The organism is Brevundimonas sp. LPMIX5, from assembly GCF_003576505.1.
GTDB classification, from domain to species: Bacteria; Pseudomonadota; Alphaproteobacteria; order Caulobacterales; family Caulobacteraceae; genus Brevundimonas; species Brevundimonas naejangsanensis.
The window spans coordinates 34773-54843 of the sequence record NZ_QWTZ01000015.1; the positions used below are offsets into that span (position 1 = coordinate 34773).

General features: G+C 69.8%; 20 protein-coding genes. 9 read left to right on the top strand and 11 right to left on the bottom strand.

Annotated features, from left to right (window positions below; translation table 11 throughout):
• Nucleotides 1-52 precede the first annotated feature (52 nt).
• A complete protein-coding gene (locus D1604_RS13505) occupies nucleotides 53-541 on the top strand; it encodes an Lrp/AsnC family transcriptional regulator (protein WP_024354933.1) in 489 nt (162 codons plus the stop codon).
• 30 nt (nucleotides 542-571) lie between these two features.
• Here D1604_RS13505 and pdeM read toward each other — a convergent pair whose 3' ends face one another.
• Nucleotides 572-1303, bottom strand: coding sequence for a ligase-associated DNA damage response endonuclease PdeM (gene pdeM / locus D1604_RS13510; RefSeq protein ID WP_024354934.1), 732 nt, complete (start codon nucleotides 1301-1303; stop codon nucleotides 572-574).
• Nucleotides 1304-1469: 166 nt separating this feature from the next.
• On the bottom strand, nucleotides 1470-3980 hold the full coding sequence (locus tag D1604_RS13515) for a ligase-associated DNA damage response DEXH box helicase (RefSeq protein ID WP_119413713.1): 2511 nt from the start codon (nucleotides 3978-3980) through the stop codon (nucleotides 1470-1472).
• Nucleotides 3981-4038: 58 nt separating this feature from the next.
• On the opposite strand from D1604_RS13515, the gene D1604_RS13520 reads away from it, so the two are divergent.
• Both D1604_RS13520 and ybaK read left to right on the top strand, forming a co-directional pair.
• Entirely contained in the window at nucleotides 4039-6888 is a 2850-nt protein-coding gene (locus D1604_RS13520) for an ATP-dependent DNA helicase (protein WP_119413714.1), read from the top strand.
• A gap of 187 nt (nucleotides 6889-7075) precedes the next feature.
• Nucleotides 7076-7549, top strand: coding sequence for a Cys-tRNA(Pro) deacylase (gene ybaK, locus D1604_RS13525; protein ID WP_119413715.1), 474 nt, complete (start codon nucleotides 7076-7078; stop codon nucleotides 7547-7549).
• Between the two features lie 2 nt (nucleotides 7550-7551).
• Here the strand turns inward: ybaK and D1604_RS13530 are convergent, their stop codons facing one another.
• Nucleotides 7552-7986, bottom strand: a complete 435-nt coding sequence (locus tag D1604_RS13530) for a VOC family protein (protein WP_119413716.1) — start codon at nucleotides 7984-7986, stop codon at nucleotides 7552-7554.
• Nucleotides 7987-8088: 102 nt separating this feature from the next.
• Between D1604_RS13530 and D1604_RS13535 the strand changes: the two genes are divergently transcribed.
• The 3 genes from D1604_RS13535 to hisC are packed head-to-tail and all read left to right on the top strand — an operon-like array spanning nucleotide 8089 to nucleotide 11013.
• The gene (locus D1604_RS13535) at nucleotides 8089-9147 is read left to right on the top strand and encodes a DUF2125 domain-containing protein (protein ID WP_119413717.1); all 1059 of its coding nucleotides are present in this window, start codon (nucleotides 8089-8091) and stop codon (nucleotides 9145-9147) included.
• Nucleotides 9148-9160: 13 nt separating this feature from the next.
• Nucleotides 9161-9853, top strand: a complete 693-nt coding sequence (locus D1604_RS13540; protein ID WP_119413718.1) for a hypothetical protein — start codon at nucleotides 9161-9163, stop codon at nucleotides 9851-9853.
• Nucleotides 9854-9897: 44 nt separating this feature from the next.
• A complete protein-coding gene (gene hisC / locus D1604_RS13545; RefSeq protein WP_119413719.1) occupies nucleotides 9898-11013 on the top strand; it encodes a histidinol-phosphate transaminase in 1116 nt (371 codons plus the stop codon).
• Between the two features lie 4 nt (nucleotides 11014-11017).
• On the opposite strand, the gene D1604_RS13550 is transcribed toward hisC, so the two are convergent.
• From D1604_RS13550 to D1604_RS13570, 5 genes are read right to left on the bottom strand one after another with little or no spacing between them, the layout of a single operon-like run.
• Nucleotides 11018-11809: a MipA/OmpV family protein gene (locus D1604_RS13550; protein ID WP_119413720.1), complete on the bottom strand. Its 792-nt coding sequence runs from the start codon at nucleotides 11807-11809 to the stop codon at nucleotides 11018-11020.
• 50 nt (nucleotides 11810-11859) lie between these two features.
• Nucleotides 11860-12573, bottom strand: coding sequence for a lysophospholipid acyltransferase family protein (locus D1604_RS13555; protein ID WP_119413721.1), 714 nt, complete (start codon nucleotides 12571-12573; stop codon nucleotides 11860-11862).
• Nucleotides 12570-13217, bottom strand: a complete 648-nt coding sequence (locus D1604_RS13560; protein ID WP_024354944.1) for a YdcF family protein — start codon at nucleotides 13215-13217, stop codon at nucleotides 12570-12572. The genes D1604_RS13555 and D1604_RS13560 overlap by 4 nt, the downstream gene beginning before the upstream one ends.
• Before the next feature lie 10 nt (nucleotides 13218-13227).
• Nucleotides 13228-14109 (bottom strand): cell division protein FtsX, encoded by an 882-nt coding sequence (locus tag D1604_RS13565; RefSeq protein ID WP_119413722.1) that lies wholly within the window; start codon nucleotides 14107-14109, stop codon nucleotides 13228-13230.
• Entirely contained in the window at nucleotides 14106-14846 is a 741-nt protein-coding gene (locus D1604_RS13570) for a cell division ATP-binding protein FtsE (RefSeq protein ID WP_119413723.1), read from the bottom strand. The genes D1604_RS13565 and D1604_RS13570 overlap by 4 nt, the downstream gene beginning before the upstream one ends.
• A gap of 69 nt (nucleotides 14847-14915) precedes the next feature.
• Here D1604_RS13570 and D1604_RS13575 point away from each other — a divergent pair, with 69 nt between their 5' ends.
• Both D1604_RS13575 and D1604_RS13580 read left to right on the top strand, forming a co-directional pair.
• Nucleotides 14916-15779 carry an MJ0042-type zinc finger domain-containing protein gene (locus D1604_RS13575; RefSeq protein ID WP_119413724.1) on the top strand — a complete coding sequence of 288 codons (864 nt, stop codon included), beginning with the start codon at nucleotides 14916-14918 and terminating at the stop codon, nucleotides 15777-15779.
• Nucleotides 15772-16311, top strand: coding sequence for a phosphoribosyltransferase (locus tag D1604_RS13580; protein WP_024354948.1), 540 nt, complete (start codon nucleotides 15772-15774; stop codon nucleotides 16309-16311). Before D1604_RS13575 ends, D1604_RS13580 begins: the two co-directional genes overlap by 8 nt.
• Before the next feature lie 3 nt (nucleotides 16312-16314).
• Here the strand turns inward: D1604_RS13580 and lysA are convergent, their stop codons facing one another.
• Genes lysA through argH form a run of 3 tightly spaced genes read right to left on the bottom strand, consistent with a single transcriptional unit; the run spans nucleotide 16315 to nucleotide 19278 of the window.
• Nucleotides 16315-17589 carry a diaminopimelate decarboxylase gene (gene lysA / locus D1604_RS13585; protein ID WP_119413725.1) on the bottom strand — a complete coding sequence of 425 codons (1275 nt, stop codon included), beginning with the start codon at nucleotides 17587-17589 and terminating at the stop codon, nucleotides 16315-16317.
• 37 nt (nucleotides 17590-17626) lie between these two features.
• Nucleotides 17627-17863, bottom strand: a complete 237-nt coding sequence (gene lptM / locus D1604_RS13590; RefSeq protein ID WP_024354950.1) for an LPS translocon maturation chaperone LptM — start codon at nucleotides 17861-17863, stop codon at nucleotides 17627-17629.
• The gene (gene argH / locus D1604_RS13595) at nucleotides 17860-19278 is read right to left on the bottom strand and encodes an argininosuccinate lyase (protein ID WP_119413726.1); all 1419 of its coding nucleotides are present in this window, start codon (nucleotides 19276-19278) and stop codon (nucleotides 17860-17862) included. Before argH ends, lptM begins: the two co-directional genes overlap by 4 nt.
• Here argH and D1604_RS13600 point away from each other — a divergent pair.
• Nucleotides 19277-19933, top strand: coding sequence for a TlpA family protein disulfide reductase (locus tag D1604_RS13600; protein WP_119413727.1), 657 nt, complete (start codon nucleotides 19277-19279; stop codon nucleotides 19931-19933). The genes argH and D1604_RS13600 overlap by 2 nt on opposite strands.
• The last annotated feature ends 138 nt before the right edge of the window (nucleotides 19934-20071 follow it).

Genomic DNA, 20071 nt, shown 5'->3' on the forward strand with positions numbered 1-20071 from the left:
AATACCGATTTGGGGTATTTTATTGCGCAGAAAGCAAATTCGGAGAAAGCCTTTGGCCGACGAACTCGACCCCATCGACGCGCGCATCCTTGACATCCTTCAGCAGGACGCAGGCCTGTCCGTCGCCGAGGTGGCCGATCGGGTCGGCCTGTCGGCCTCGCCCTGCTGGCGTCGGATCAAGAGACTGGAGGATAGCGGCCTGATACGCAAGCGTGTCACGCTGTTGGACGCTGGACTCCTGGGTCTGGACTTCGAGGTCTACGCCATCGTCAAGCTGAGCCTGCCGACGCGCGACAATCTGCAGATTTTCGAGGAAGCCGTCGAGGGCTGGCCGGAAGTGGTGCAGTGCGCCACCATCACGGGGCGCGAAGACTATGTCCTGCGCATCATCACCACCGACATGCACGCCTTCGACCAATTCCTGCGCGACAAGCTGCTCACGCTGGGCATCGTCTCCAACTGCGAGAGTCACATCGTCACGCGCGGGGTGAAAAGCGTCACCACCCTGCCCCTGGGCATCATCACGCCCCACGTCGGCTGACCGGCCGACCGTCCTTGCGCCGTCGCCGCCTCAGCTGAGGCGGTCGAAGGCGACGGCGTGGACCTTGTCCCGCCCCAGCAGGGCCGCCAGCGGCGCGGTCGCAAACAGGGACGCCACCGCCGCATCGCGCACATCCAGCCCCCCGGTGAAGGCGCCGAAGGCGGGCATGATCAGCCGCCGCCCGTCCGTGACGAAACACGGACGCCGCACCCCCCGGCCATAGGCGGCGACGCGCGCGGCGGGGTGCAGATGGCCTGCGACCTCGCCCGGCGCCGGCTCGATCTGGGGTTCGTGGATCAGAAACAGGCCGCCCAGCGCCATCGTCTCGACCACCCGGCCCGGCAACTGGTCCAGGGCGCCGGCCAGAGCGTCCAGATCATGGTTCCCCTCCAGCCAGACCCAGTCGCGCCCGGCCGCCAGCCTCTCCAGCCGCGCCAGCTGGGCGCCGTCCATGCGCGACACCGCTTTTGAATCATGGAAGCTGTCGCCCAGCAGCACGACCATGCGCGGGTCCAGCGCCTCGATCTCAGCTTCCAGCCGCGCCAGGGTTGCGGGGCTGTCATAGGGCGGCAGCATCTGGCCGCGCGCAGCAAAGGCCGAGCCCTTCTCCAGATGCAGGTCCGAGGCGATCAGGGCCTGACGACCCGGCAGCCACAGGGCGCCGGAACAGCGCAACACGCAAGGCTCGCCGTTCACCATCAGCTTCAGCCCTCCGCAGGGATGGCGGTAGGGCGACAGGGTTTCGCGCAGGGCGTCGTTCATCGCCCTTCTCCCCTCGGGGGAGAAGGTGGGCGGCGGAGCCGCTCGGATGAGGGGGCTGTATCCGCAGGCAAGCCGTCAGACCGGGAGCGCGTGTCGGGCGTCCCCCTCATCCGTCTTGCTCCGCAAGCCACCTTCTCCCCCGAGGGGAGAAGGACGCACGATTGCTTCACGCCGCCCCTTTCAGCGCCTCAGGCGCGTCTTCCATCACCTCGGCGATCAGGGCTTCGGCGCTTTCATCCAGGATCATCTCGGCCGCATCGCCGCCGACCCGTTCGCGACCGATCTGCACCAGCACGGGCACGCTGAAGGGCGAGGGCCTGTCCAGCGCCTTATGGACGATGCGGCCGTGGATGCGGCTCAGCAGTTGGCCCAACCGCGCCACGTCCAGCAGGCCGGTCGCCGCATCCGCGCGCGCTGTCCTCAGCAGCAGATGGTCCGGCTGATGCCGCCGCAGCACGTCGTAGATCAGGTCGGTCGAAAAGGTCACTTGCCGCCCGGTCTTCTCGGCCCCCGGCTGGCGCTGCTCGATCAGGCCGGAAATCAGCGCGCAGTTGCGGAAGGACCGTTTCATCATGAAGCTTTCCTCCAGCCAGGTCTCCAGATCGTCGCCCAGCATGTCCGGCTCGAACAGGGCGTCCAGGTCAAGGTCGTCCATCGGCCGGACCGACCAGATGGCCAGCGAATAGTCCGTCACCACAAAGCCCAGAGGCCCGACGCCCATCCGGTCCAGCCGCCGCGTCAGCAGCATGGCCAGCGTCGTATGCGCCAGCCGACCCTCGAACGGATGGGCGACCATGAAGTGTCGAGTCCCGCGCGGAAAGGTCTCGACCAGCAGGGTCTGCGCTTCGGGGATGGCGCTGCGGACCGCCTGGAGTTCCAGCCACTCCTGCACGTCGGGCGGCAGGACGCGCCAGTGATCGCGGTCCTGCACCATGCGCCGCACCCGCTCGGCCAGCGACGTGCCCAAAGGAAATTTCGAGCCGCCGTAGGAGGGAATCTTCGGGTCTTTATCGACGGCGGGCGAGACGAGGGCGTCCGTCTTGACGATCCCCTGAAAGGCCCAGACCTGACCGGCGAAGACGAAGGTGTCGCCCGGCGTCATCTGTTCGAAATACCACTCCTCGGCCTCGCCGATCTTGCGGCCTGCGACGAGGTGTTTGCCGCTTCCGCGCCGTCCAGCGACGCGCACGTTCAGATTGGCGGCCGAGACGATGGCGCCGACGTTCATCCGGTGCCGCTGGGCCATCTGGCCGTTGCGGACGGTCCACCTGCCGTCGCGGGTGCGCACGATGCGGGCGAAGCGGTCATAGGTCCGCAGCGCATAGCCGCCGGTGGCGACCAGATCGACCACCTCCTCGAACGCCTCATAGGTCAGTCTGCGATAGGGGCCGGCCGTCGTCACCTCGGCGTACAGGTCGGCCAGATCAAAGGGTTCGGAGCAGGCGCAGCCCATGACGTGCTGGGCCAGCGTATCCAGCGTGCCGGTATGTTCGGGCTCCCAGTCGAAGGCGTTCTCGGCCACGGCCTCGCGCGCGGCCTGACATTCCAGCATCTCGAAGCGGCTGGCGGGGACCATCAGGGCGCGCGAGGGCTCGTCCAGCCGGTGGTTGGCCCGGCCGATGCGCTGGACCAGACGACTGGCCCCCTTGGGCGCGGCCAGCTGGATCACCAGATCGACGTCGCCCCAGTCGATGCCCAGATCCAGCGTCGAGGTGCAGACCACGGCCTTCAGATCGCCGCGCGCCATGGCCGCCTCGACCTTGCGTCTCTGCTCGGCGGCCAGGGAGCCGTGGTGCAGGGCGATGGGCAGGTCGTCCTCATTGATCGCCCACAGCGACTGGAACACGAACTCGGCCTGCCAGCGGGTGTTGACGAAGATCAGGCTGAGGCCTGCCTGTTTGATGGCGTCATAGACTTCGGGGATGGCGTGGACGCCGGTGTGGCCCGCCCAGGGCACGCGGCCTTCGCTGACCAGCACATCCACCACCGGCGGGGCGCCGGGGTCGCCGAGGACGATCCGAATCCCTTCTCCCCCGAGGGGAGAAGGAGACAACCAGTCGGCGATCCTGTCCGGATCATCCACCGTCGCGCTCAAGGCCACCCGACGCATCCCCGGCGCGAACGTCTGCAACCGCGCCAACCCCAGCGCCAGCAGGTCGCCGCGCTTGCCGCTCCAGATGGCGTGGACCTCGTCCAGCACGACGCATTTCAGGTCGGCGAAATAGTCCCTCGCCCCCTCCCAGGCGCAAAACAGGGCCAACTGCTCCGGCGTGGTCAGCAGGATGTCGGGCGGGAAATCGCGCTGGCGCTGCTTTTTCGACTGTTTGGTGTCGCCGGTGCGGCTCTCGACGTGAATGTTCAGCCCGATCTCGCGGATGGGCGTCATCAGGTTGCGCTCGACGTCGGTGGTCAGCGCCTTCAGCGGCGACAGATAGAGGGTGTGAACGCCCGAACCCGGCCCTGCGTCGGGCCTCGGGCCGCGCTCGGCCAGATCGATCAGGCTGGGCAGGAAGCCCGCCAGAGTCTTGCCCCCGCCCGTCGGCGCCACCAGCAGGGCGTGCTGTCCGGCCTGCCCCGCCGCGACCATTTCCAGCTGATGCCGACGCGGCGACCAGCCCCGACCGGCGAACCAGTCGGCGAACAGGGGCGGAAGCGTTGCAGTGATCGTCGTCGTCACGCCAAGCCTATAGCATGTTCCCGTTCCGTTTCGTCACCATCGACGCTATCTAGCAAAAGTGACCGTCGAATCCGCCGAGACCAGCACCGCGTCGTCCCTGACGTTCGACCTGCCGCCCGCGCTGGCCACGCCGCCGGGGGCCGGGGCCGTGTGCGACGATCAGGGCGCAAGGAAGATCGGACGCGGCGCCGCCGAGGGCCTGTTCACCGGCGGCGCCGTCATTGTCGCCCACGCCGGGCTGACGGCGCGGCGTCTGGGTCTGGCGCCGCCGCCGCGCTCGAGCGAGATGCTGGATGCGCTGGAGCTGTTCGCCTTCGTGCGCCCCGCCCGGTTCTGCGCACCGTCGGCCACCGGACTGGCGCTGGCGCTGGGACGCGAGGAGCCGAGAGGGGCCGAGGCCCAGGCCGCCGCCCTGCGCGCCGCCGCCGCCGATCTGCTGGCCGAACTGGCGGCGCCCGCCTATCCGGGACGGGAAGAGGCCTACACGCTGGCCCTGACGCTGGAACGGGCGGGTTGGGGCTGGGCGCCGCGCGTGCTTCAGGCCCTGCGCGCCGGGCCGTTGCGGGACCGCCAGCAGCGCGGCTCGGGCCTCGACGTCTGGGCGCGGCTGCAGGAGTGGGAGGATGAGGCGCCGCGCGGCGAGGCCGGGTCCGCGCCGGTCGACTCTGAGAGCGCCCGCATCCGTCTGGATAAACTGCTTCAGGCCTCGGGTCTGGACGAGACGCGGCCCGCCCAATCCGACTATGCGGCCGAGGCCGCCTATGCCTTCTCGCCACGCAATGAAGAGGGCCGCCCGCGCGTCCTGCTGGCCGAGGCGGGGACCGGCACGGGCAAGACGCTGGGCTATCTGGCGCCCGCCAGCCTGTGGGCCGAGCGCAACGCAGGCGCAGCGTGGATCTCGACCTACACCCGCGCCCTGCAACGCCAGATCGACCGCGAGAGCCGCGCCCTGTGGCCCGACGAGGCCGAACGACGCCGCAAGACGGTGGTGAGGAAGGGGCGCGAGAACTATCTCTGCCTGCTGAATCTTCAGGACATGGTGCAGGCGGCGCAACTAGGGAACGGCGACCTGATCGGCATGGCCCTGGCCGCGCGCTGGGCCGCCCACACCCGCGACGGCGACATGACGGGGGGCGACTATCCCGGCTGGCTGCCCGGCCTCTATGCGACCGCGCCCATGCATCAGGCGGGACCGGCCAATCTGGTCGACCGGCGCGGCGAGTGCGTCCACGCCGCCTGTCCCCACTATCGTCTGTGCTTCGTTGAAAAGACCATCCGCGCCAGCCGACGGGCCGATCTGGTGGTGGCCAATCATGCGCTGGTGATGACGCAGGCGGCCTTCGACGGCGCCCGCACGGCGCGCGGCCTGAAGCAGGACGGCGAGACGGCGGCGCTGAAACGCATCGTCTTCGACGAGGGCCACCACCTGTTCGACGCCGCCGACAGCGCCTTCTCCGCCTGCCTGTCGGGACAGGAGGCGGCCGAGCTGCGCCGCTGGATCAGGGGGCCGGAGGGGCGCGGCCGTCGCGGGCGCGGGCTGGAACAGCGTCTGGGCGACCTGACCGCCGACAACGAAGCCGCCTCCAAGGCCCTGAAGGACGCGCTCCAGGCCGCCGCCCAACTGCCGGGCGAGGGCGTATCTGGCCGCATCGCCCCGGCCTCGGGCGAGGTGAATCCCATCGGGCCGATCGAGCGGTTTCTGGTCGCAGCGCTGGAGCAGCTGCGCGCCCGCGCGGCCGAGAACGGCGGCGCCGAGTTCGGGCTGGAATGCGCCCTGCGCCCCGTCACAGAGCCGGTGCTGGAGGCCGCGCGCGAGGCCGCGCGCGCCATCGCCGCCGTCGAGGCGCCCCTGCTGGCCCTGTCGCGCCATCTCGAAGACATTCTGGACGAGGAGGCGGCCGAACTGGACGGCGCCGCCCGCGCCCGCATCGAGGGCTCTCTGCGCGGACTGGACCGGCGCGGCCGCATGACCCTGCCCGGCTGGCGCTCCATGCTGGCGGCGTTGGAGGAGGGCGGCGACGAACCGGACCCCGACTATGTGGATTGGCTGAGCGCCGAGGCCGCCTTCGGCCGCATCCACGACGTGGCCCTGCGTCGTCACTGGATCGATCCGACCGTGCCGCTGGAAGCCGCCGTAGTCATGCCGTCGCACGGGGTGCTGGTGACCAGCGCCACCCTGTCCGACCCGGCGGCCGAAGACCCCTTCGACCTGGCCCGTCTGCGGACCGGGGCGGCGCGCCTGATCGAGCCCGCGCGGACGCTGAAGGTCGACAGTCCCTTCGACTATGCCACCAACAGCCGGGTCATCGTCGTCAACGACCTGGTCAAGGACGACCCGCGCCAGATCGCGGCGGCCATGCGCGAACTGTTCCTGGCGGCGGGCGGCGGAGGACTGGGCCTGTTCACAGCCATCCGGCGGTTGAAGGCGGTCTATGAACGGCTGGGGCCGGAACTGGCGCGCGCGGGCCTGCCGCTCTACGCCCAGCACGTCGATCCGTTGGAGGTCGGGGCGCTGGTCGATGTCTTCAGGGCTGAGCGGGACAGCTGCCTGCTGGGCACGGATGCCGTCAGGGATGGCGTGGACGTGCCGGGCCGGTCCTTGCGGGTTCTGGCCTTCGACCGCGTACCGTGGCCGCGTCCGGACCTGCTGCACAAGGCGCGGCGCGAGCGATTCGGCACGGGCTCGGGCGGACGCTCGTGGGACGACGCCCTGGCGCGCGGTCGGATCGCTCAGGCGTTCGGCCGCCTGATCCGCCGGGCGGACGACCGGGGCGTCTTCGTCATGCTGGACGCCGCCTGCCCGACGCGCCTGTTCGCCGCCCTGCCGCCGGGGACGGAGGTGCTGCGCCTGGGGCTGGCCGAGACGGTGGAGTTGACCAAGAACTTCCTCGATCCCGAGACGACCTGAAGCCTCGGCCTCTTCTTCGTCATCCTCCGGCGAGCGGAGCGAGACCGGGGGACCTAGCGGCGCCGAAGGCGATCTTCATGGCAAGCGCAGCGCGTGGGCTTTTCGCCCTGACGGGCGCCGCTGGGTCCCCCGGTCAGCGCCGCTGCGCGGCTTGCCGGAGGATGACGAAAGGTGAGATGGGGACGCCATGTCCCGCACCACCCCCGCCACCGTCGCCCTGACCAAGGCCGGCGTCGCTTTTGAACTGCACCCCTACGACTACGACCCCGACGCGCCGCGCGTGGGCCTGCAGGCGGCCGAGGCCTTGGGCTGGGCGCCCGAGCAGGTGTTCAAGACGCTGATGACCTTGGTGGACGCCAGGCCCGTCTGCGTCGTCGTGCCGTCCGACTGCGAGGTCAGCATGAAGAAGCTGGCCGCCGCCGCCGGGGGCAAGTCGGCCCAGATGATGAAGCCCGCCGACGCCGAACGCCTGACCGGCTTCAAGGTCGGCGGCGTCAGCCCCTTCGGCCAGCGCAAGGCCGTCCCGACCTTCATCGACGAGACGGCGATCCTGTTCGAGCGGGTGCTGATCAACGGCGGCCAGCGCGGCCTGCTGCTGGAGCTGGCGCCGGACGAGGCGGCCCGCGCCTGCGCGGCGACCTGGGCGGACCTGACCGCCTGATCCTAGCTCTCGAACGTCACGACCACGCTGGCGGCGGAACGCTCGGCCTCGCCGTGGAACACCGCTTCGATGTTGTTGCCGTCCGGGTCGAGTAGGAAGGCGGCGTAGTAGCCGGGGTGATAGGGCCGCTCGCCCGGCGCGCCGTTGTCGGTTCCGCCCGCCGCCAACCCCGCCTTGTGGAAGGCTTCGACCATGGCGCGGTCCTTCGCCTGGAAGGCCAGATGGCAGCGGCCGGTCGCGCGGCCCTGCGCAGCGATGCTGTCCACCGCCGAGACGAACAGTTCGTCAGCCCAGAAGAAGCGTTCGGCTTCGCCGCCGATCGGCACGCCCAGGGCCTCCAGCACCGCGCCGTAGAAGCGGCGGCTGGCCTCAAGGTCCGGCGTCACCAGTTGCAGATGGTCGATCAGACGGCCGCGATGAAGCTGCTGCGTCTCCATGGTCCTCGTCTCCTGTCAGCTTGCAATTCGAACGGGCGGCAGCCTCGCCTGTTCCTGCTGACAGGACGTGTCAGCAGCCGCTCATCCTGCTAAAGCGCGCTCATGACCGACGCCGCACCGCACCACAGCCGTAAGGGCCTGATCATACCCTTCGCCATCGTCGCCGTGGGCCTGGTCCTGTGGACCGGCTGGTGGTTCTTCCTGACCCAACAGATCGAACAGCGTCTGGAGGGCAAGATCGCCGGGCTGCAGCAGAGCGGCTGGACCATCACGCATGGCGGCGTCTCGACCACGGGCTGGCCGATGCACGCGCGGGTGACGATCAAGCATCTGGATGTGATCGCGCCGTCGGGCCACGCCGTCGAGGCGCCCGAGATGGTGGCGCAGGCCAACGCCTATAATCCGACGCGCTGGGTGCTGGCGGCGCCGCACGGGCTGACGGTTACGCGCGCTGAAAAGGGCAAGACCGCCATCCGCGCCGAGGGCGTCCGCATGAGCCTGCACGGCCTGACGCAGCGCTGGCCCAATATCGCGCTGGAGCTGGAGAAGCCGGTCTTCACCGCCCTGCCGGACGCCGAGCCCTTCCCGCTGAAACAGGCGGCGCTGGTGCAGTTTTACATGCGGCCGCATCTGGTCGGCTCGGACACGCCGACCGATGACGTCGACGTGCTGTTCCGTCTGGTTGACGGCGAGGGCCGCGCGAACGGCCCGGTCGAGGGCTTCGCCCAGTCGGGGATGCTGAACGCCCAGATCGAGGCGGTGATCGAAAAGGCCTCGGCCCTGCGCAAGGGCGCGGACGCCAAGGGACTGCTGACCGCATGGACGGCGGCGGGCGGCCGCTTCATCGACGTGAAGGGCCAGCTTCAGGCGGGCGAGAGCAAGGCCTTCGTCTCCAGCGACGCCCTGTCGGCCGACGCCAAAGGTCAGTTGGAAGGCGAGGTCTTCGTGCGCGCCGAGAAGCCGCTGGCGGCCATCGTCGGCCTGGCGGGCGCCCAGCAGGGCGGGGCGCTGGATCGCGCCGCAGCCGCAAAGGCCGCCGCCGCCACGCCGCAGGGCGGAACCGGCGACGACGGTCAGGGCGTGGAACTGGCCATCCTGTTCCGCGGCGGCCGCACCTATCTGGGGCCGTTCGCCCTGGCCCCCGCGCCGCAGCTGTTCTGATGCCGCCCTTGTCATGCTGATCGAGCCGCCCGCAGACGAGGAACGCCTGTCGCTGGAACGCGCCGTTGCAGAGGCCGCGCGCGCCCGTCTGGCGGCGGGGCCACGCGGCTCGGTCGACGGCGACGCCATCGCCCTGCGCGCCGTTCTTTCGGGCATGAGCCTGTCCGAAAAAGCGGCGGTGCGCGCCGTGCTGGGGCGGCTGGAGGCGTCTGAGGGACGCCCCCTGATCGCCTGCGGAGCGCGGTCGCAAATGCTGGCGTCTGACCGCTGGGGTCTGGCGGCGCGGCCGCTGGCCGAGGCGGATCAGGCCCTGATCGCCGTGCGCGACGGGGCGGCGCGCAAGACGCGCGCCCTGATCGATCTGTCGCCGCGCCCGTGGTGGGGGCGGCTGCTGGCCCTGCCCATGCTGAAGGTCATCGCCGCCCTGCCGGATGACGCCGCCGGGGCGCCGCGCGCCCTGATGGTGTCGACCGAGGCGCCGGGACCGACCGGCGAGGACCGCACCTTCTGGGTCACGGACAGCGCATGGCCGGACGCCCGTATCGTCGAGGCCCTGTCGCAGGCCGGTCTGGCGGCCGAATTTCTGTCGGGCGGAGGCGGGTTGAAGCTGTTCGTCCTGACAGGCTATGTGCAGGCGGAAGACATCAGGCTGGACGGCGCGCCCGGCGGCCTGACCGGCGTCATCGGCGCCGCTCCCGTCTTCTGAACGTAGCGGCTCAAGTTTTTCGACCGGCAGGGGATGACGCGCGCATGACCGAAGCGAACCAGGCGCCGTCCGGCGGCGCGCCTCAACCCAAGCGCGGCGTGCTGGACATCGCGCCCTATGTCGGCGGCAAGAGCGCCATCGCGGGCGTCGCCAAACCGATCAAGCTGTCCTCCAACGAAAACGCGCTGGGCGCGGGCGAGAAGGCGCGCGAGGCCTTCGCCGTCGCCGTCGCCTCGATCCACCTCTATCCCGACGGTCGGGCCGATCGCCTGCGCGCAGCGGTGGCCGAGGCGCACGGGCTGGAGCCGGAACGGCTGATCTTCGGCAACGGCTCGGACGAAGTCTTCGCCCTGCTGAACCAGACCTATCTGGAGGCGGGGGACAATATCGTCACCAGCCAGTACGCCTTTGTCGCCTATCAGATTTCCGCCCGCGCCTGTCAGGCCGAGGTCAGGCAGGCGGCCGAGCCGGACTTCCGCGCCGACGTCGACGCCATGCTGGCCCTGGTCGATGCGCGGACCAAGCTGGTCTATCTGTCGAACCCGGCCAATCCGACCGGCAGCTTCGCCACGGGCGAGGAGATCCGCCGCCTGCACGCGGGCCTGCCCGCTCATGTCATCCTGGTGATCGACGAAGCCTACGCCGAGTTCGTGACCGAGCCGGATTGGGAGAGCGCCTTCGATCTGGCGCGCACGGCGCCCAACATCGTCGTCACCCGCACCTTCTCCAAGCTGCATGGGCTGGGCGGTCTGCGGGTGGGCTATGGCTATGCGCCGCTGGCGGTGGAGCAGGCCATCGACCGCATCCGCCTGCCGTTCAACGTCTCCCTGCCGGGGATCGAAGCGGCCATCGCCGCCCAGGGCGATGAGGCGCACCAGAAGGCCTCGCGTGATCTGGTGGCCGAGTGGCGGCAGCGCCTGACGCAGGCCATTCGGGGCTTTGGTTTCGAGGTGTTTCCAGCCTCGGGCAACTTCATCCTCATCCGCTTCCCCGATGCGAAGCGCTCAGCCTCGGCGGCGCAGGATTATCTGCAGGCCAAGGGCATCATCGTTCGCGGCGTGGGCAGTTATGGCCTGCCTGACTGCCTGCGGGTGACGATCGGGACCGAAGACCAGAACCGCGCCGTCCTCGACGCCCTCAGCGAGTTCGCGGCGAGCTGAAGCCTCAGCCGCCGCTGTTGAAGCGCACCACGCCGATCACGCCTGCGCGCCAGACGTAGTCGTCCTTGATCAGGGGGCTGTCCTTGATGTCGCCCAGACGCTGTTCGTAGTTGACGAAAGCGCCGACGCCGTAACGGTCGCCGATCGGCACGGCCAGCATGGCTGCGGCGCCTGCGGCCGACAGTCCGCCCGACGGCGTGAAGGCGGCGTAGTCGGTATTGGCCGCTTCCTGTGCGGTCACGCCGTAATAGCGCTGGACGCGCGCGTCGCTGCCGCCGCGCATATAGGCCATCGTCTGCAACATGCCGACGGGCGTCACGCGCTGGTGGCTGACCGAGCCGTAGTACTCAAGACCGGCGTCGTCGCCGGTGGCGTCATGCTGGATGCGGCCTCCGACCACGACATTGCCCGGCAGACGTTTGAAGGCGTAAAGGGCCGCATCGGCACCGTAGCCGGGCCGGTCCATGCCCTCGATGTCGCCCGCTGCAAAGCGCGGACGCAACTGAACGCCCGCATGGAAACCGTCGCGCTTGACGGCGTTCCAGCCCAGTCCGTCCAGACCGTTGGCGTAGACGATGTCACGATAGGAGGCCGAGCCCCAGGCGGTGAAGTTGAAATCCTCGGACTTGTCGCCCGAGACGCTGAAGCCCCGGACAAAGCCGCCGCCGATGTCGACCTTCCACGTCTGCGGCGCTTCAAGCGGCTGGAATGGCTGTGACTGCGCAGAGGCGACAGCCGGCAAGCCCCCCAGGGCGACCGTCAGCAGGGCGAGGCGAAAGGCGGAGCGTGAAATCATGAGCGGGTCCCGGTCAACAGCTGATGATATAGGGGCCCGCTCTCCAAAGCCTAGGTTCTGGGCGGCAACAAGGCGGTCGAGGCGTCTTCGATCCGGCTTTCCAACTGCTTCATGAACTCGGCCCGCTTCAGACCCGACGGAATCGGCGGCAGAAACTCGAACACCACCGTGCCCGGATAGCGCTTGAAACCATGCGCCGACCAATGGACGCCCGAGTTGGTGGCGACCGGCCAGCAGGGCGCGTCCACGTCGCGATAGATGGCGGCGACGCCGGGCTTGTAGTCGGCCGGTGCGCCCGGAGCCGTGCGCGTGCCTTCGGGGAAGATCAGGATCTGACGCCCCTCCACCAGACGGGCGCGGGTCTGGCGCACCATGTCCTTCAGCGCCTTGGCGTGGGCGGCGCGGTCGACGGCGATCATCTTCGTCTTCCAGGCGAACCAGCCGAAGAAAGGCAGCGGCATCAGCTCCTTCTTCATCACGAAACAGGCGTCGTCGAGGAAGGCGAAGGGGGCGATGACGTCCAGCATCCCCTGATGCTTGGCCGCAATCAGGGCCGGGCCGTTGGGGCGGTGCTCCAGCCCGCGCACTTCGACCTTCACCCCCGCGATCCAGCGCAGGCCGAACAGGACGAAGCGCGCCCACAGCTTGATCACCCCCATCGCCGCCCGGTGCGGCATCAGCAGCGCGGGCGACAGCAGGACGGCGAACAGCGGCATCGACAGATACAGCCACAGGGTGAAGATCAGGGATCGAACGGTCGTCATGCAGCGGCCTTGCGGAGGTCTGAGGCGTCGGGTGCGGCAGGGCCGGGGCGCTCGGGATGGCGGCCGGTCAGGCGATGCATCCCCTCGCGGCCCAGGACGGCCAGGTATTTCATGTACTCCAGCGTCATGCGCCGGGCGGTCTCGGTCGCGCGCCACCAGGACGGGGTGTCCAGCGACGGCGTGGAGATGGCGTAGGGGGTCAGCCGCACGCCGGGCGCCGCCCCCCGAATCTCCAGCAGGCTGCGCGGCATATGATAGTCCGAGGTGACGACGATCAGATCGTCATAACCCTTGGCCCGCGCCCAGGCGGCGATCTCCTGGGCGTTGCCGACGGTGTTCTCGGCCTCGAAGCCCAGGTCGACACAGCAGTTGAACAGCTTCTTGGACCCCGGCGTCAGGGCGCGCAGCTCCTGACGGCGCACCTCGCGGTTGACGCCCGAGATCAGCAGCCGGTCGCCCTTGCCCTGCTCCAGCAGGCGGATGGCGGCGTTGACGCGCTCGGCCGAGGGGCCGGTCAGGGAGACAATGGCGTCCGCCCGCGCCGGCTCGGGCGCAGGCGTCAGACCGCGAACCCGCTCGGCGAAGACGAACAGGCCCGTCAGCCACATCAGCGCCACCACGGCGATCAGCGTCAGGAACTTCATGCTTAACTAACTAGCGACGCCCGCCCAGCTTCGCCAGCGCCGTCAAACGCGCAGCCAGCACCGCGACCGCCCCCGCCAGCAAGGGGCAGGCGATCAGCGCCAGCAGGTCGCCAAAGGCCAGCGGCAGGGCCGGGGTCAGCCCGCCCTCGCCCCCGATCAGGCGCAACGCCGCCAGCATCAGCGCGGCCAGTCCGGCCCCCGCCGCGCCCGCCGTCGCCGCCAGAACGCCGAACCGCTGCTGGAACAGGGCGGCGATCGCTCCGTCCGACGCGCCGTTCAGGCTCAGCGTCTCGATCACCGTCGCCTGGGCCGCCATGCCCGCTCGGGTGGCGTAGGCGATCGCCGCCGCCGTCGCCGCCGCGATCAGCAGGAAGGCCGCGCCCGCCAGGGCCGTGATCAGGCCCGCCGACCGTTCGACCTCGCCGCGCCACAGGCTGTGGTCGTCGACGCTGGCGTCCAGCCCGGCCTCGGCCAGGGCGCGGCTCAGGCTCGGCGCGCTGGCGGGCGCCTCGGGGTCCAGCCGGACGACAACCAGATAGGGCAGAGGCAGGTCGGGCAACACCGCCTCCCCCACCCACGGCCGCAACAGGGCCTCGGCCGCCTTGCGGTCCATCGCCTGCGCCTCAGCCACGCCCTTGACCCCGGCCAGGGTCTCGGCGGCGCGGGCGGCGGCGGCGGGGCCGGTCTCATCGACGCGGGGGCGCACCTGCACCGTCGCCTCGGCGCGCAGATGCGACGCCCAACCGTGCGCGGCCCGATCGGCCGCCAAGGCGCCGACGGCGGCGATGGAGGCCAGGAAGCACAGCACGGCGATGACCACCACCAGCCAGCGTTCTCCACCGGCCTCGCGCGGCAGAAGTTCGGGCTGGGCGTTGCGCATGAGGCCGATCATGACTGCGCCTCCGGTCCCGCCGATGAAGCCGGCGCGATCTGAGCCAGCCGCCCGCCTTCCAACCGCAGGACGGCGGCGCCGCTGCGCTCGGCCAGAGCCTCGTCGTGGCTGGCGATCAAGACCGTGGCGCCCAGTTTGTTCAGCGACTGGAACAGCCGCATCAGCTTCTCGCCCATCGGCCGGTCGACGCTGCCGGTCGGTTCGTCGGCCAGGATCAGGCGCGGCCGCGCCACCACGGCGCGGGCGATGGCCAGCCGTTGCTTCTCGCCGCCGGACAGGGTGGGCGGCAGGGCGTCCAGCCGCCCGCCCAGCCCGACCCAGCGCAGCATCTCCTGCACGTCGGCGCCGTAGTCCGCCGGGCGTTCTCCCGCCAGCCGCAGCGGCAAGGCCGCATTGTCGAAGGCCGACAGATGGTCCAGCAGGCGGAAATCCTGAAAGATCACCCCCATGCGGCGACGAAGCGCCGGGACCTCGCGCCGGGGCAGTTGGGTCACGTCCTGGCCGAACAGGCTGATTCGACCCGCCTGCGGCCGCGCCGCCAAAGTCAGCAGCCGCAGCAACGAGGACTTGCCCGCCCCCGAAGGTCCGGTAAGGAAGTGGAAAGAGCCGTTTGGCAGACTAAGGTTAACGTCCCGCAGCACGGCGGGCCTGCCCGCATAGCCGAAGCCCACGCCTCTGAGGCGGACGGCTTCAGGCGCGGAATCAGGGTCGGCGGCGCGGCGGATCGGATCGGGCATAGGGTTTCGTATTGGACCGGGGCGTTGCGCCGCGACAGGAGGGGGCGATAAGCCTCACAGTCAGCTGACATGATACTGACCTGTCCCGCCTGCGCCACCAGCTATTTTGTTCCCGACGAAGCGATCGGCCCCAACGGCCGTCGTGTCCGCTGCAAGACGTGCGGCCACGACTGGCGCGCCAGCCTTGAGGATGCGCCGCTGGAGCTGGAATCGACGTCGGAAGGCCTGAGCCCAGCCGAAGACCCTTCGTCCGAAGCCCGGCCTGAAAGTCTAGCTGAGACGCCTGCGCCCGAACTGCCGCGCGCCTTCCGCGCCCGGGCCGAGCGCAAGCGCCGCACACGGCAGGCGGCGGCAGCGGGCGCAGCCTGGGCCGCGGCGGCGGCGGTCGTGCTGGGACTGATCACCAGCGGCGTCCTGTTCCGTGAAGAGATCGTCCGCAAATTCCCGGCGACGGCAGGGGCCTATGGCGCCCTGGGTCTGGACGTGAACATCGTCGGACTGGAGTTCGAAGCCCAAAGGGCCCGCGTGGCGCCGCATGATCCCGGCAGGATCGTCGTGTCAGGGGCCGTGCGGAATATTCGCGAGACCGAAGTGTCGTCGCCCCCCATCCGTGTGATCCTACAGGATGAGCGCGGCGTCGAGATCGCCAGCCGCGTGGTGCGCCCGGACTGGCCGCCCATCCTGCCCGGCAAGGTCGAGGGCTTCGCCACGGTCATCGCTGACCCGCAGGGCAAGGCGGCGGGGATGACGACGAAGTTCATTCTTGAGCCTGCGCGCAAGGCGCCCCCCCGCTCCGCCGGCAAGAAGGCCCGCCCTGAACCCGCCGCGCGCGAAGATGGAGGCCTGCGTCGTCTGGGCGCCCTCGACCTTGGTCCGACGCCCGCGCCTCTCGACACCGACGTCGCAGACGGGGTATCGGCGAGGCATGGCTGACACCCCATCGACGCCCGCTCCCACGGTTCTTCTGTCCCAGGCCGAGATCGAGGCCGTCGTGGCCGATCTGGCGCGCCGCATCGCCCCCCATGTCGATGATCAGACGGTGGCCGCCGTCCTGCTGACCGGCGGACTGTGGTTCGCCGCCGACCTGACCCGCGCCCTGTCGCGCGAAGGCCGCAATGTGCGCTTCGACGCCCTGTGGCTGGCTTCCTACGGCGATGAGCAGACCAGCCGGGGCCGGATCGAGGTCCGCGCCCCCTATCAGCGCCCGCTGACCGGAAAGAAGGTGCTGATTCTGGACGACGTGTTCGACACAGGCCTGTCGTTGGCCGAGGCGGTGCGCATCACCAGGGAAGCAGGCGCCGCCGAGGTGCTGACCTGCGTCTTCGCCCGCAAACCCTGGCCCAAGCCCCGCGCGCCCGAGCCCGACTTCGTCGGCTGGGAGGCGCCGAACCGCTTTCTGGTCGGCTATGGCCTGGACCATGCGGGCGGGATGCGCGGCCTGCCCGACATCTGCGCGCTGGACTGAGGCTTAAAGCCAGTCCGCCATCGGTTCGCGGGCGAACATCTCGTCATAGGTCGGGCGCGGGCGGATGACCGCGCTGCGCTCGCCGTCGACCAGGACTTCGGCGGCCAGGGGACGGGTGTTGTATTCGCCGCTCATGACCGCGCCATAGGCTCCGGCGCTCATGAAGACGACCAGATCGCCCGCCTTCAACGGCGGCAGGTCGCGATCGCGCGCGAAGGTGTCGCCGGTCTCGCACACCGGCCCGACCACGTCGTGGGGCAGGCGTTCGCCCGTCACAGGACGCACCGGCTTCAAGTCGTGGAAGGCGTCATAAAGCGCCGGGCGCATCAGGTCGTTCATCGCCGCGTCCAGCACCAGGAAGCGACGGCCATCCGTCCGCTCATTGACCTGAATGACGCGGCTCAGCAGCACGCCCGCGTTGGCCGCCATCAAGCGACCGGGCTCAAAGGCCGCTTCGACGTTCAACCCCTCAAGCACGCGCGCGGCCATAGCGACGTAGTCGGCCGGAGCGGGCGTCGCCGCCTCGCCATAATAGGGCACGCCCAGTCCGCCGCCGAGATCGAGCCGCGTTACGCTGTGTCCCAGCGCGCGCAGGTCTTCCGTCATCTGGCGCAGCACGCGGAAGGCGGCCTCAAGCGGGCTAAGGTCGGTGATCTGGCTGCCGATGTGGCAGGCCAGCCCCACAGGCGTAACGTGGGGCGAGGCGGAGGCGCGAGCGTAAAGGGCCATCGCTTCCTCGACCGGCACGCCGAACTTGTCGCCGGCGCCGCCGGTGGTGATCTTGGCGTGACCGCCCGCGCCGATCTTGGGGTTCACCCGGATGGCGATGGCGGGAGCCGCGTTCTTGTTCGCTGCGACCTCGATCAGCCGGTCCAACTCGGTCGAGGACTCGACGTTGATCTGACGCACGCCCTGTTCGATGGCGAAGGCCAGCTCGGCGTCGGTCTTGCCCACGCCCGAGAAGATGATGCGCTCGCCCGGAATGCCGACGGCCAGCGCCCGGCGAATCTCGCCCTCGGACACGGTGTCGGCGCCGCAGCCCAGCTTGGCCAGGGTCGCCAGCACCGACAGGTTGGAGTTGGCCTTGACCGCAAAGGCGATCAGGGCCTCGCCCAGCGCGCTCCTATGCGCGTCGCACGCGTCGCGCAGCAGGCCGTAGTGACGGCGCAGGGTGGCCGAGGAATAGACGTAGGTCGGCGTGCCGACGCTGTCCGCCAGCGCCTCCAGAGAGACGCCCTCGGAATGCAGGACGCCGTCCTTGAGATCGAAATAGTGCACCGGCGGGGAGTCCAGTCAGAGAGAAGAGCCAGAAGGCTCAGTTCATCGGCGGCGGCTTGCCGAACGGGTTGCTCGTGCCGTTGTCGATGGGCATCTGGCGCGGCGGCAGGTTCTGCATCGCCTCCTCGGGCAAATGGTCGGCCGAGCGGTCGCGGATGGCGCGCTCGGTCTGCTTCTTCGGCGTCGCGCCCTGCGGCGGCTCAAGGTCCGCCATGCGACCGCAGGCCGACAGCATCAGGGCGGCGGCGCCCGCGAGGATCAGTGTCTTCTTCACAGGCGGCTTCTCCAGTCGGCGATGCGCGCGCGGACCTGTTCCGGCGCCGTGCCGCCGAAGCTCTGGCGGCTGGCGCAGGAGGCTTCGGGCGTCAGCACTTCATACACGCCTTCGGTGATCCGGCCATCCAGCGCCTGCAATTCCGTCAGCGGCAATTCGCCCAGACCCAACCCCAGCGCCTCGGCCCGCTTCACGGCGGCGCCGGTGACGTGGTGCGCCTGGCGGAAGGGCAGGTTCAGTTCGCGCACCAGCCAGTCGGCCAGGTCGGTGGCGGTCGAGAAGCCCGCGCCCGCGGCGGCGGCCATCTTCTCGGTGTTGGGACGGATCACGGCGACCATGGCGGTCATGGCCGTCAACGCCAGATCCAGCGCGTCGAAGGCCTCGAAGACCGGCGGCTTGTCCTCCTGCATGTCCTTGGAATAGGCCAGCGGCAGGCCCTTCATCACTGTGGTCAGGGCGATCAGGGCGCCGTTGATGCGGCCCGTCTTGGCCCGCACCAGCTCGGCCGCATCCGGGTTGCGCTTCTGCGGCATGATGGACGAGCCGGTGGTCAGGTCGTCAGGCAGGGTCGCAAAGCCGAACATCGGCGTCATCCACACCACGATCTCTTCGGCCAGGCGCGACAGGTGGCCCGCCGCGATGGAGGCGGCGGCCAGGCTTTCCAGCGCGAAGTCGCGATCCGAAACGGCGTCCAGAGAGTTCGCCATCGGCCGGTCGAAGCCCAGCGCCTGCGCCGTCATGTGGCGGTCGATGGGGAAAGGCGATCCGGCCAGCGCGGCGGCGCCCAGCGGGTTCTCGTTCATGCGGGCGCGGGCGTCGGCGAAGCGCCCGGCGTCGCGGCCGAACATCTCGACATAGGCCATCAGGTGATGGCCGAACGTCACCGGCTGGGCCGTCTGCAGATGGGTGAAGCCCGGCATCAGGTCGCCCGCGTGCTGTTCCGCCCGGTCCAGCAGGGTCCGCTGCAGATCCTGAAGTTGCGCCACGGTGCGGTCGCAGGCGTCGCGCACCCACAGGCGGAAGTCGGTCGCCACCTGATCATTGCGGCTGCGCGCCGTGTGCAGACGCCCCGACGGCTCGCCGATCAGCTCCGACAGGCGCGCCTCGACGTTCATGTGAATGTCTTCATAGGCGTCGCGGAAGGGGAAGCTCCCGTCCCGGATCTCGCCTTCGATCACGTCCAGCCCGCCAAGGATGGCCTGGGCGTCGGCGGCGGCGATGATCCCCTGCTTTTCCAGCATGCGACAATGGGCCCGCGAACCGGCCAGGTCCTGCGCCCACAGGCGTTTGTCGACGCCGATGGAGACGTTGATGGCCTGCATGATGTCCGCAGGCTTGGCGCTGAAGCGCCCACCCCATAGAGACTGGCCCTGCGAGGGGGAATCTTGCTGTGGTTTGGAAGGCGTATCGGACATGAGCGGCTCTGGACGGACTTGGGCGGGCGTGGCGACGTTCGCGGTGATCGGCGTGATCGGCATGGGCGCGGCGCTGCTATACGTCAATCAGAAGGGCGTAGGCAAAGAGTCCGCGCCGCCTGCGGCCCAGATGCAGGCCCAGACTCAGGCGTCGGTCCACGCTCTTGAGCCGCAACTGGCGGCCTTCGCCAAGGGATCGCTGGCGGCCCTGCAGACGCCCGCCTCCCCGGCCGCGCCCGACTATGTGTTCAAGACCGCCGACGGCGCCGACGTCCGTCTGGCCGATTTCGCGGGCAAGGTGACGGTGGTGAACCTGTGGGCCACCTGGTGCGCCCCGTGCCGGATCGAGATGCCGACGCTCGCGGCCCTGGCCGACCACTATAAGGCGCGCGATGACTTCGCCGTGGTCGCCGTCAGCATGGACCTGGACAAGACGGCCGACGAGGCGCGGGACTTCATCGCCCAGAACGCGCCTCTGGACTTCTACATCGACCCGAAATTCCAGCTGGCGTTTGAGTTCCCCGGCAAGGGCGCCATGCCCCAGACCATCGTCATGGACCGCCAGGGCCGGGTCCGCGCCGTCCTGACCGGCGAGGCCGACTGGGCAGGGCCCGAGGCGCGCGCCCTGATCGACCACCTGCTGGCCGAGGGCTGAGGCCAGCCTCCGGCCCCGCTTGTCGAAGACGGCCCAATGCGTTGATGCTCGCGCCGCACAGGAGGCTGCGATGAGCGTCGAGACCCACTATCTGGCCGTCTTCACCAGCGACAAGACCGGCCCAAATGGCGGGCCTGG

Excerpts from the sequence above, each read along its gene's own strand:
- pdeM (WP_024354934.1), bottom strand. The coding sequence starts at position 1,303 with ATGAACGACGCCCTGCGCGAAACCCTGTCGCCCTACCGCCATCCCTGC.
- ybaK (WP_119413715.1), top strand. The coding sequence starts at position 7,076 with ATGTCCCGCACCACCCCCGCCACCGTCGCCCTGACCAAGGCCGGCGTC.
- D1604_RS13530 (WP_119413716.1), bottom strand. The coding sequence starts at position 7,986 with ATGGAGACGCAGCAGCTTCATCGCGGCCGTCTGATCGACCATCTGCAA.
- D1604_RS13535 (WP_119413717.1), top strand. The coding sequence starts at position 8,089 with ATGACCGACGCCGCACCGCACCACAGCCGTAAGGGCCTGATCATACCC.
- D1604_RS13540 (WP_119413718.1), top strand. The coding sequence starts at position 9,161 with ATGCTGATCGAGCCGCCCGCAGACGAGGAACGCCTGTCGCTGGAACGC.
- hisC (WP_119413719.1), top strand. The coding sequence starts at position 9,898 with ATGACCGAAGCGAACCAGGCGCCGTCCGGCGGCGCGCCTCAACCCAAG.
- D1604_RS13550 (WP_119413720.1), bottom strand. The coding sequence starts at position 11,809 with ATGATTTCACGCTCCGCCTTTCGCCTCGCCCTGCTGACGGTCGCCCTG.
- D1604_RS13555 (WP_119413721.1), bottom strand. The coding sequence starts at position 12,573 with ATGACGACCGTTCGATCCCTGATCTTCACCCTGTGGCTGTATCTGTCG.
- D1604_RS13560 (WP_024354944.1), bottom strand. The coding sequence starts at position 13,217 with ATGAAGTTCCTGACGCTGATCGCCGTGGTGGCGCTGATGTGGCTGACG.
- D1604_RS13565 (WP_119413722.1), bottom strand. The coding sequence starts at position 14,109 with ATGATCGGCCTCATGCGCAACGCCCAGCCCGAACTTCTGCCGCGCGAG.
- D1604_RS13570 (WP_119413723.1), bottom strand. The coding sequence starts at position 14,846 with ATGCCCGATCCGATCCGCCGCGCCGCCGACCCTGATTCCGCGCCTGAA.
- D1604_RS13575 (WP_119413724.1), top strand. The coding sequence starts at position 14,916 with ATGATACTGACCTGTCCCGCCTGCGCCACCAGCTATTTTGTTCCCGAC.
- D1604_RS13580 (WP_024354948.1), top strand. The coding sequence starts at position 15,772 with ATGGCTGACACCCCATCGACGCCCGCTCCCACGGTTCTTCTGTCCCAG.
- D1604_RS13600 (WP_119413727.1), top strand. The coding sequence starts at position 19,277 with ATGAGCGGCTCTGGACGGACTTGGGCGGGCGTGGCGACGTTCGCGGTG.
- argH (WP_119413726.1), bottom strand. The coding sequence starts at position 19,278 with ATGTCCGATACGCCTTCCAAACCACAGCAAGATTCCCCCTCGCAGGGC.